This is a genomic window from Streptomyces sp. NPDC058375, from assembly GCF_042723425.1.
In the GTDB taxonomy this organism is placed as follows: domain Bacteria; phylum Actinomycetota; class Actinomycetes; order Streptomycetales; family Streptomycetaceae; genus Streptomyces; species Streptomyces durocortorensis.
In genome coordinates, this window is the sequence record NZ_JBHXJG010000252.1 from 1 (window position 1) to 10,373 (window position 10,373).

Consider the following 10,373-nt stretch of genomic DNA (forward strand, 5'->3'; position numbering starts at 1 on the left):
CGCCCCCACGGGGGCGTGACCGACCGCAGACCGACCGATGAGGGAGCTTCCGTGGCCACCGTTCACCGCACCACCATGACGCCCACCAAGCTGGAGCTGATCACCGGCTGGCTGCCGCAGCAGAAGTGGTACGCGGGCCACACGGGAACGCCGGATCTGACGGGCGCCGGCGGGTTCCGGCTGGACGACCCGGCGGGCGAGGTCGGGATCGAGTTCATGGTCGTGGTGGACACCGCCGCAGAGGAGCCGGTGGCGTACCTGGTGCCGCTGAGCTATCGCGGTGCGGCCCTGGAGGACGCCCCCGAAGAGGCCCTGATCGGCACCTCCGAGCATGGAGTGCTCGGCACCCGGTGGATCTACGACGGCGTCCACGACCCGGTGGTACTGGCGCAGTTGGGCGCCCTGCTGCGCGGCGAGGCGGAACCGCAGCGCCAGAGCGAGAGCGACACCCCCGACCCGACCGTCACCGTCCGGGGCACCGGCCCGGCCGAGGGGTTCGACGTCCGGATCAACCGGGTCCTGCCGTCCACGGAGGCCGAGCAGCAGCCGACGGCACACCTGGTCGCCGGGTGGACCTGGCCGGACGGAACGGCCGCGCGGGGCGTGTTCGCGGCCGTCGCGACGCGGTAGAGGCCGCCCGGGGAGGGGCAGGCGCGGGGGCGGGGCAGGCGTGAGGTCGCGATCGCCCCTCCTCGCCCGTACGGCGGAGGCGGATCATCACGCGGTACGACGTGCCGGGCCGGGCGGTGCGAGAGGTTCGGGTCATGACGACGACGGATCCCGCACCGCCCGAACCTCGCGTGCTGCCACCGGCGCGGCGGCCGGTCCCGTCGCCTCCGCGCTGGGCGGTACGCGCGGCCCACGTCGCGGCCTGGTCGACGGTCCCCTCCGGGGTGTGGCATCCGGGGCGAACAGGGCAACGCATACAAGTGTGATTTCGAGACAGTCGGCGGACTGGGCCCCCTCCACCGGCCCGCTCATCCCCGCCGCACCCGCCCCGCGATCCGGCGGCCCAGGCGGCCGAGGGTGCTCGAACGGTTCCAGGTCCGGAAGGCGTCGGCCCGGCCGCTGCTGCCCGTGCGGCCCACCGTCGCCTCGACCTCCGCGACGTCCTCGGCCGACATGGCGCGGACGGCCGGGCGCAGGACCTCGTCCAGGAGGGCGGCGGCCACCGGGGGCCAGGCCTTGCCCGCGTGCGGGTGGGCCGTCCAGACGGTGAAGCAGTCCGCCGCGTAGGCGGGCTGGGTGCGCAGCCGGGTCCGTACCGTCTCCGTCCGGGCGGTGCGGTCGTACGCGGCGATCAGCTCGGCGTCGTCGCCGTGGACGAAGGCGTACAGCTCCGCCCCCGGGCGGTCCGGGGCCAGCAGCCGTTCGACCAGGGCCGCGTGCGCCCGCTCCCGGAGCGCCGGTTCGACCGGTTCCGCCTGGGCGCACAGGGTGCGGACCGTCTCCGCCCAGTCGGGGTCCGGGGCGCCCGTGCGCAGCTCGCGGACCAGGTCCAGCAGCAGGAGGCCCGCCCGTTCCCGGCCGCCGATCTCCTCGGGGAAGCCGCGCAGGAGGTCGTGGGCGAGGGCGGCCGCCCCGTCGGGGCTCGCGGTGGACGAGGCGATGGAGTGCGTTCCGGCGGAGGGTGTGCCGGTGGGGGACGGCTCCGCGGCGGACGCGCCCAGTGCCGCGTCGACCAGGCGGGCCCACGTGCCCGCCACGCGGTGCGAGTCCGAGGTGGCCGCGTCCAGCAGGAGCCGGGCCTCCTCCACCGTCGGGGCCCGGTCCTCCCACACCAGCCCCACCGCCGTGCGCAGCACCAGCGGCTCGGCGAAGGGGGAGAGGCCGGCCGCTCGCAGCACCCGGTGCCACACCGCCGCCCGGTCACCGCCCAGGGTCGCCATCGCCGCCGGCACCTCGGCGCACATCCGCAGATGCGGCAACGCCTGCGTCCCGGTGAACGGCAGCGCCACCCGCTCCAGGAACCGGGCCACCGCCCCGGGGTCCTGCGGGGCGATCCGGTCCAGCGCGCCGAGCAACGCCGTCCGCACCTCGAACTGCTCGTCCAGCAGCTCCAGCAGAGCCGGGGCGAAGCCCGGGGGGCCCTCGGCCCCCGCCCCGCCCTCATCCGCCGCCGCCTCCGTCGTCGCCGCCGCCGCCTCTGCCAGCAGCGCTGGTGCCAGACGGCCCACGACCCCCGGCAGCGAATCCGTACCGTCCACACCCAACAGCCGTGCCACCCGCAGCAGTTGTACGGTCCGCGCCACCGAACGGGATCCGGTCGTGTCGCTCAGCTCGGTCAGGATCTCCGGGCCGAGCCGCTCCGTGACCGCCGCCCCTTCCGGCCCCACGAACGCTTCTCGGCGCGGCAGTTCCAGCGAACCGTTGCCGCCCCGGACCGCCTCCGTGACCAGCATCGCCGCGAGCGGGGCGGTCACCGGGGCGGGGCAGCGGCCCTCCAGTGCGCCGAACAGCCGCCCGGCCGCGTCGAATTCGGGGCCCGTTCGGTCGTCGATGCCGGGGGAGGTGAGGGCCTCGACCAACTGGCCCGTGCGCTTGGCGTCCAGGGCGTAGGGGCGGTCGGCCGCCCAACCGGCGGCTGCGGCACGCTCGTCCGGCCCGAGCGCGATCCCCGCGCACAGGGCCGTCACCGCCAACGGGCCTGCGGCGAACGGCTCCCCGGGCAGTTCCCGTGCCTCCCGGAACAGCTCCGGCGACCGGCTCCGCCAGATGCGCGCCACCGTCGTCGCCCACACGTCGTCCGTGCCACCGCCCGAGGGGGCCTGCCCCGCGCACGCGTGTACCCGCAGGCCCGCCGCCCGGGCCGCCTCCGCGTCCTCCGGCAGCACCCCCGCCACCCTTACCGCCGAACTCCCCGGCCGCCGGGTGTACGTGGTGAACGTCAGCCGCTCCGCGCTCTCCCTCGGCAGCGTCACCGACGCGAGGCCCAGCCACCGGGCCACGTCCGCGCACTGCCGCTCCACCAGCACCACCGGCCGCCCCTCGGCCGCCTCCGCGTCGCTCGCCCGGCGCAGATCCGCCAGTACGGCCGCGAGCCAGGGGCCGCGCGACACGGCGAAGTCGTCCAGGCCCTCGGAGACCGCCGCCGGGCCCGGCGGCAGCGTCAGCGGGTCCGGTATCGCGCCGCCCGGCGTCACCGCCACCCAGTGCGGCGACCGCCACGCCTCGACCGGCAGCCGGTCGCCCGGCAACGGCACCCCCGGCGGCAGGTGCACCGCGTGCGCGTGGAACCGCACACCCGGCCCCGCGCCGCCACCCGTCTCCCGCACCGGGGCCGACCGCGAGACCAGACGGCTGCCGTCGGAGAGGGCGGCGTACGTGAACGACTGCGGCAGCGAGCGGAGTTCGTCGTCCGAAGGGCGATCGGGGAAGCCTTCGGGAAGCTCGTGGCGCAGCAAGGGCTCGATCTCCGCCAGCAGGGCCCCGGACACCCCGGCACCGACCGCCGTGAACCGGCCCGCCGTTCCCTCGTCCCCCGGCGCGGCGGAGGTGTAGTGCACCTGTGCAAGGCTCATCTGTCGGCCCTCTTCGTCCTGCCGCGCCCGGTCCCCGTGCCCACCCCGTACGGCTGGGTCGGGGGAGAAGTCCGCAGCCGCGGGGGCGACGTTATCAAGGACGGGGACATCATCCCTACGCTGCGTCAGGTGCTGCCCCGAGGACCGCTGCACTACGTTGGCCGCATGAGCGACGTGAGGCTTTCCGCGGGCGTGATCGACTACCACGACACCGGGGGCGAGGGGCCCGTGGTGGTTCTGCTGCACGGTGTGGCCATGGACGGGTCGCTGTGGGACGACGTCGTCACCGGGCTCGGGGCCGGGGTGCGGTGCATCGTGCCGACCCTGCCGCTCGGCGGGCACCGCAGGCCCATGGCCGCCGACGCCGACCTGTCCGTCCTCGGGGTCGCGCGGCTGGTCGCGGAGTTCCTGGAAGCCCTCGAACTGGAGGACGTGACCCTGGTGATGAACGACTGGGGCGGCGCTCAGGCGCTGGTCGCCGACGGGCGGGCCGACCGGATCGGCCGGCTCGTCATCACGTCCTGCGAGGCGTTCGACAACTATCCGCCCGGACTGCCCGGCCGGAACCTCGCCGCCTTCGCCAAGCTGCCCGGAGGACTGAGGGACGCTTTCTCGCTGCTCCGGCTGAAGCCCGCACGGCGGCTGCCCATGACCTGGGGATGGATGAGCAAGCGTCCCGTGCCGGAAGCCACGATGGACCGGTGGTTCCGGCCGCTGCTGACCTCCGCGGAGATCCGGCGCGACCTGCGCGCCTACGTGCTCGGCGTGCCGGAGAGGGCCGAACTCCTGCGGTGGGCCGAGCAGCTGCGCACCTTCGACCGGCCCGCGCTGGTGATCTGGGCCACCGAGGACCGCGTCATGCCGCTCGACCACGGGCGGCGCCTGGCCGAGATCCTGCCGCGGGGGCGGCTGGTGGAGATCGCCGACAGCTACACGCTGATCCCGCTGGACCGGCCGGACGCCCTCGTCGAACACCTCGGAGCCTTCCTGGCGGAGACGGCCTGACGGGGGCCGGGGCGGCTGTGTGACGGGGTGCTCGCATGTCCCGATGAGGCAACAGTCCCCGGACGCCACCACCACGGCGAGGCGGCGAACTTATGATCGACGCGGCGTCGAGGAGGAACGGGGAAACGCTGTGAGCCGTCACGTGCCGTTAAGAGGAGGGCGGCTCGCGCTGCCCCTGACCCTGACCCTGACCCTGGTGACGGTGCTGCTCGCCGGTTGCTCCGGTACGGCGGGCGACCCCGGGAAGGCCGAGAAGCGCGACGTATCCGCGAGTGCGAGTGCCCGTGCGAGCGGCGGCGCGGCATCCGGACCGTTTGCCGAGGCGACGGAGACCCTCGACCCCGACCCGGCCCGGCTGCCGAAGACCCGGGCGGCCGCGCTGGACCTCATCGGCCGCGTCATCGCCGACCCCGACAGCTTCGGCCCCGGCGTGGTGAAGCGGAGCCCGTACGAGAGCGACCCGGACACCTGGCCCGTGCTCGGCGAGGACTGCGTCTGGCAGCAGCAGAAACCCGCACACAGTGTCCTGGCCACCCTCAGCCGGTCGTTCGAGGTGCCCGCCGAGGCGGGCAAGGGGCCGGTGCGGCTCGCCGCGACCGTCACCGTGCACCGTGCCCGCGAGGACGCGGCCTGGGAGGTGGCGGAGTCGATCGAGGAGTCGATGCGCTGCCCCACCCAGCAGTTGCGTGAGGGCGAGCTGATCGGCTCCCTGGTCGCGGGCGCGCAGTTCGGCGGCGAGGCCAACCAGAACAACTCCGACGACTTCCTGAGCGAGGCGGGGCAGTACCAGAGCTCCGAGGTCGGGGGGCCGCACTACTACGCCTGGCAGCAGGCGCAGGTCCAGCAGTTCACCCTCGCCGTCACCGGCAAGGGGGCGAAGGGGCGCGCCCAGCGGGAGATCGACGACCTCGTCGTCCAGGCGCAGGCCGCCATGCTGGTGCAGTTGCGATCCGCCGTCGAGAAGCAGAGCTGAGGCCCGGCGATGGACGACCTGCGACCCACCGACCCCGCCCGGATCGGCGGACACCGGCTCCTCGGCCGCCTCGGAGCGGGCGGCATGGGTGTCGTCTACCTCGGCCGGACCGACGCCGGAGCGCTCGCCGCGATCAAGGTGATCCTGCCCGAGTACGCCGGGGACGAGGGCTTCCGGGCCCGATTCCGCCGCGAGGCCGAGGCCGCCCGCCGGGTCGACAGCCCGTGGGCCGTGCCCATCACCGGCGCCGACACCGAGGCCGAACGGCCTTGGCTGGCAACCGAGTTCGTACCCGGACCGACGCTCTTTGACGTCGTCGCCCGGCGCGGCCCGCTGCCCGTGCGCAGCGTGGGAGTCCTCGGCCGGCTGCTCGCCCGCGCCTTGGCCGCCGTGCACGCCGCCGGGCTCGTCCACCGCGACGTCAAACCGGGCAACGTTCAGCTGACGGCCGGCGGCCCCCGGCTGATCGACTTCGGGATCGCCCGCACCGCCGACGCCACCGCGCTCACCGCCACCGGACTGATCGTCGGCACCCCGGGCTTCCTCCCTCCCGAGCAGGTGTGGGGGGACGGCGGGGCTGCGTCGGGGGTCGGGGGCCCCGAGCGGGTGTCGGGGGATGCGGAGGCGGTGCGCGGGGACACCGAGGTGGCGTCCGGGCCCGGGAGCACCGAGGTGGCGCGCGGGAACACCGAGGCGGTGTCGGGGAGCGCGGAGGCGGTGCGCGGGGACATCGAGGCGGCGTCCGGGCCCGGGGGCGCCGAAGCGGCGTCCGGGAGGCCGGTCGGGTCCGCCGGGGACGTCTTCTCGCTCGGCTGCCTCCTCGCGTACGCGGCCACCGGCCGGCCGCCCTTCGGCAGCGGCGCGGTCGACGCCGTCCTCTACCGCACGGTCCACGACGCCCCCGACCTCGACGGCATTCAGGACCCCGCGCTGCGCGCGCTGCTGGAGCGGTGCCTCGCCAAGGACCCCGGAGAGCGTCCGGCCGCCGCCGAACTCGACACCCTGATCGCCGAGGACACCCCCGCCGGGGCCACCGCCGACTGGCTCCCCGAGGACGCCGTCCGCATCATCGCCGACCGGGCCGCCGCGCTGCTGGCCCTGCCCGACATCGAGGCCACCGTGGCCGTCGCCGAGGACCCCGGGCCCTCGCAACCCGCCCCCGGACGACGGCGGTTCCTGCTGTACGCGGCCGGGGGCGCGCTCGCCCTCGGCGCCGGAGCCCTCGCCGCCGTACGCCTCACCCGCGACGAACCCGGTGGCGGCGGCGGGGACGGGTCTCCTGGGGGCAGCCGCTGGATCATCGGCGTGCACGCCGACCTCACCGGACCCGGGAGCCCTGCCGGGCGCGCCCAGGAACGCGGCGTCCGGCTCGCCGTCGACCGCTTCAACTCCCTCGACGACCAGCCCTTCCGGCTCGCCGTGAAGGTCCTCGACGACCAGGGCGACGCCCGTCGGTCCGCCCAGGTCGCCGAGGAGTTCGCCCGTGACCCGGAGGTCCTCGCGGTCATCGGCCCCACGAGCGACGAGACGGCCGGGGCGGCCCTGTCCGCGTACGACGAGGCGGTGCTGCCGGTCCTGACGGTGTCGGCCCTCCAGATCACCTTCCCGAAACGGGCCAACGCCTCCTTCTTCCAGGCCACCCCCTCCCACGCCGCGCTCGCGGTCCCGGTCGTCAACCGCCTCCTGCTGCGCCCCGATGTCGAGCGGCTGGGCGTCCTGGTCGACCGGGCCGGCGGGCAGGCGGCCTACCAGGCGGGGTACGCGGCCAACCTGCTGACCCCCCAGCTCACCACCGGCACCACCCACCCCCGGGTGGTGCCCGCGGGGACCACCGTCTTCGACCCGGTCCTCACCGACCTCCTGTCCAACCGGAGCGACGCCCTCTTCTACGCCGGTGACGCGGCCGGCGCCGCCCGGGTCGCCCGCATCCTCGCCGACCTCTCCTTCGCCGGACCGTGCATGGCCCAGCACACCGTCATGGGGCCGGACTTCCTGGAGCAGGCGGGTGCGGCGGCCGACGGCTGGGAGTTCGTCGCCCCGTTCACCGACGCGAGCGCCCCGGCCGACGCGACCTTCGCCGCCGCCCACCGCAAACGCTTCGGCGCCGCGCCCGCCGCCTGGTCGGCCGAGGCGTACGACGTGGCGGGGCTCGTCGCCCGCGAACTGGCCGCCGTGGCCGAGGCCGCGGCCAAGGGAGCGACGGCCCCGGCCACGGGCGCGACGGCGTCGGCCACCGGATCGACGGCCCCGGCCACCGGAGCGACAGCCGATGCCTCGGGGGTGTCCGCGAGCACCACGGCCACGACCGGCGCCACGCCCTCCGGCGACGGCCGGCCCACCCGGTCCGCGCTCTCCGCCGCGATCGCCGCAGCCCGGTACGACGGGGTCTCGCGCTCCTACGCGTTCGACGAGGAGCGCCAGCAACTCGTCGGCCAGGACGCCCACCTGTACCGGGTCGAGGACGGCCGCATCCGCTACCTCGGCCCGGCCCCGAAGCCGAAGAGCTGACGTGCGGTCCCTCACCTCCGAGGACCCCCGCACGGTCGGCCCCTACCGCACCCTCGTCCGGCTCGGCGCGGGCGGCATGGGCGTGGTCTACCTGGCGCGCTCGGCGGGCGGGGCGCTCGCCGCCGTCAAGGTGATCCGGGCCGAGCACGCCGCCGACCCCGGCTTCCGGGCCCGCTTCCGCCGGGAGGCCGAGGCCGCCGCGCGGATCACCGGGCCGTGGGTGGTCCCGGTGCTCGGCGCGGACACCGAGGCCCGCGAACCGTGGCTGGCGACCGCGTTCGTCCCCGGGCCGTCGCTGGCCGAGGTGGTCGGGGCCGGCGGCCCGCTGCCCACGTCCACCGTCCGGGCGCTCGGACACCGGCTCGCCGATGCCCTCGCCGCGGTCCACGAGGCCGGGCTGATCCACCGCGACGTCAAACCCGGCAACGTCCTCCTCGCCCTCGACGGCCCCCGCCTCATCGACTTCGGGATCGCCCGCCACGAGGGGGCCACCGCGCTGACGGCCACCGGCGCGGTGATCGGGACACCCGGCTACCTGGCCCCCGAGCAGGCGTCGGCGGGGCCGCTGGGGCCGCCGTGCGACGTGTTCTCGCTGGGCTGCGTCCTCGTGTACGCGGCGACCGGGCGGGGCCCGTTCGGCGAGGGCGGCGGGGCGGGCGCCCTGTTCCGCACGGTCCACGAGGAGCCGGACCTGACGGACGTGCCACCCGGCCTGGCCCCCCTGATCGCCGCCTGCCTCGCGAAGGGCCCGACCGTCCGCCCCACCGCGAGCCGGGTCCGGGACGCCCTGGCGGCGGGCGGGGAGGGGGAGACGGGGCCCCGGGGGCAGGGCCCACGCGAGGTTCCGGACCCCCGCGAGTCCCCGGACCCCCGCGAGTCCCCGGACCCCCGCGAGTCCCCGGACCCCCGCGAGGCCCCGGACCCCCGCGAGGCCGTCCGCGCGTACCCGGAGCCGGTCGCCCCCGCCTCCGGCCCCTGGCCGATGCCCGCCGGGCTCCCCGCGCTGATCGCCGAGCGGTCCGCCGCCGCCCTCGCGCTGCCGGACCCCGGACCGCTCCCCACCGCGCTCACCCCGGCCGGGAACGAAGCGACCGAGGACGAATCGACCGAGGACGGAACCGCCGGCCGACAGGGCGGTCCCACCCGCCGCAGGGTCCTCACCGCCGGGGCGGCCGGGGCCGTCGTCCTCGCCGGCGGGTCCACCGCGGCCTGGATCGCCCTGCGGGGGAGCGACCGGCAGGCGGGCGGCCCCTCGGCGGGGTCCGGGGAGTCGCCCACGTACACGATCGGCCTCCACGCCGACCTCGGCGGACCCGGCCGGGCCACCGGACTGGCCCACCAGCGCGGCGCCCAGCTCGCCGTAGCCGACCACAACTCCCGTAAGGACAAAACATTCCGGCTCGCCCTGCGCACCGAGGACGACGCGGGCGACCCGGCGGAGGCACGTCAGGTGGCCGGGCGGCTGGCGGCGGACCCCGCGGTCGTCGCGGTCCTCGGGCCGACCGCAGACGTCCTGCGCGAGGAGGTCGTCCAGCGGTACAGCGCGGCGCGGCTGGCCACCGTCGTCGTCGCGGCGGGCTCCAGCTCCGTCGAGTCCGGCACCGGCCTCCACCTCTGCGTGACCCGCCCCCTGGACCGGATGCTCACCCCCGGCCTCATCAGCTACCTCACCCGCACCAGCCCCGCGACCCGCATCCTCCTCGTCGAGGACGCGGCCGGCACCGGACTCGGCGCGGAGATCGGGCGTACCTTCCGCAACGCCGCCCTCACCGGCGCCACCCTCCTCGAACACCCTCTCGCCCGGGGTGACGCGGGTTTCGGCGCGGTCGCCCGGAAGGCGATGACCGGCGGGGCGGACGCCGTGGTGCTCGGGGGCGGCGACGCGTCCCGGGCCGCCCGCCTGGCCACCGCGCTGGCGGACGAGGGCTTCACCGGCGCCCGGGTCGCCGCCGGACCCGCCCTCGGGCCCGCCTTCCTCGACGGGGCGGGCGAGGCCGCCGACGGCTGGGTCTTCGCCGAGGCGTACGCCGACCCCGTAGCCCTCCCGGCGGCCCGGGCCTTCACCGCCGCCCACCGCAAGCGCTTCGGCGCACCCCCGGCCACCTGGGCCGCCGAGGCGTACGACGCGGTCGGCCTGATCGCCCGCGCCGCCGCGACCACCAGCGCCACGGGGGAGGTGCGCAGCGGGCTCGCCCAGCGGCTCGTACGGACCGAGCACCCCGGGATCGTGCGGACCCTCGCCTTCCACGCCTCGACCCGCCAGGTGCGGTACGAGAACGGGATCTTCCTCTACCGCATCGAGAAGAGCCGCCCCCGCTTCCTCGGCCCGTACGACGAGCTGTAGGGCCTGTCGTCGAACTGCCGCC

6 protein-coding genes are annotated in these 10,373 nt (G+C 76.3%); 5 read left to right on the plus strand and 1 reads right to left on the minus strand.

The annotated features are described in order from the left end of the window. Positions 1-51 precede the first annotated feature (51 nt). Positions 52-630: a 1,4-alpha-glucan branching protein gene (locus ACFWM7_RS29245; RefSeq protein ID WP_383266117.1), complete on the plus strand. Its 579-nt coding sequence runs from the start codon at positions 52-54 to the stop codon at positions 628-630. 347 nt (positions 631-977) lie between these two features. Here the strand turns inward: ACFWM7_RS29245 and ACFWM7_RS29250 are convergent, their stop codons facing one another. Then, on the minus strand, positions 978-3,521 hold the full coding sequence (locus ACFWM7_RS29250; RefSeq protein ID WP_383266120.1) for a GTPase-associated protein 1-related protein: 2,544 nt from the start codon (positions 3,519-3,521) through the stop codon (positions 978-980). A 165-nt stretch (positions 3,522-3,686) separates the two neighbouring features. Between ACFWM7_RS29250 and ACFWM7_RS29255 the strand changes: the two genes are divergently transcribed. The 4 genes from ACFWM7_RS29255 (at position 3,687) to ACFWM7_RS29270 (ending at position 10,351) form a co-directional block, all read left to right on the plus strand. Then, positions 3,687-4,526 carry an alpha/beta fold hydrolase gene (locus ACFWM7_RS29255; RefSeq protein ID WP_383266123.1) on the plus strand — a complete coding sequence of 280 codons (840 nt, stop codon included), beginning with the start codon at positions 3,687-3,689 and terminating at the stop codon, positions 4,524-4,526. A gap of 196 nt (positions 4,527-4,722) precedes the next feature. Further along, a complete protein-coding gene (locus tag ACFWM7_RS29260; protein ID WP_383266131.1) occupies positions 4,723-5,499 on the plus strand; it encodes a hypothetical protein in 777 nt (258 codons plus the stop codon). A 9-nt stretch (positions 5,500-5,508) separates the two neighbouring features. After that, the gene (locus ACFWM7_RS29265; RefSeq protein ID WP_383266126.1) at positions 5,509-8,007 is read left to right on the plus strand and encodes a bifunctional serine/threonine-protein kinase/ABC transporter substrate-binding protein; all 2,499 of its coding nucleotides are present in this window, start codon (positions 5,509-5,511) and stop codon (positions 8,005-8,007) included. Between the two features lies 1 nt (position 8,008). Next, a complete protein-coding gene (locus ACFWM7_RS29270; RefSeq protein ID WP_383266128.1) occupies positions 8,009-10,351 on the plus strand; it encodes an ABC transporter substrate-binding protein in 2,343 nt (780 codons plus the stop codon). Positions 10,352-10,373 lie beyond the last annotated feature (22 nt).

Excerpts from the sequence above, each read along its gene's own strand:
- ACFWM7_RS29265 (WP_383266126.1), top strand. The coding sequence starts at position 5,509 with ATGGACGACCTGCGACCCACCGACCCCGCCCGGATCGGCGGACACCGG.
- ACFWM7_RS29250 (WP_383266120.1), bottom strand. The coding sequence starts at position 3,521 with ATGAGCCTTGCACAGGTGCACTACACCTCCGCCGCGCCGGGGGACGAG.
- ACFWM7_RS29255 (WP_383266123.1), top strand. The coding sequence starts at position 3,687 with ATGAGCGACGTGAGGCTTTCCGCGGGCGTGATCGACTACCACGACACC.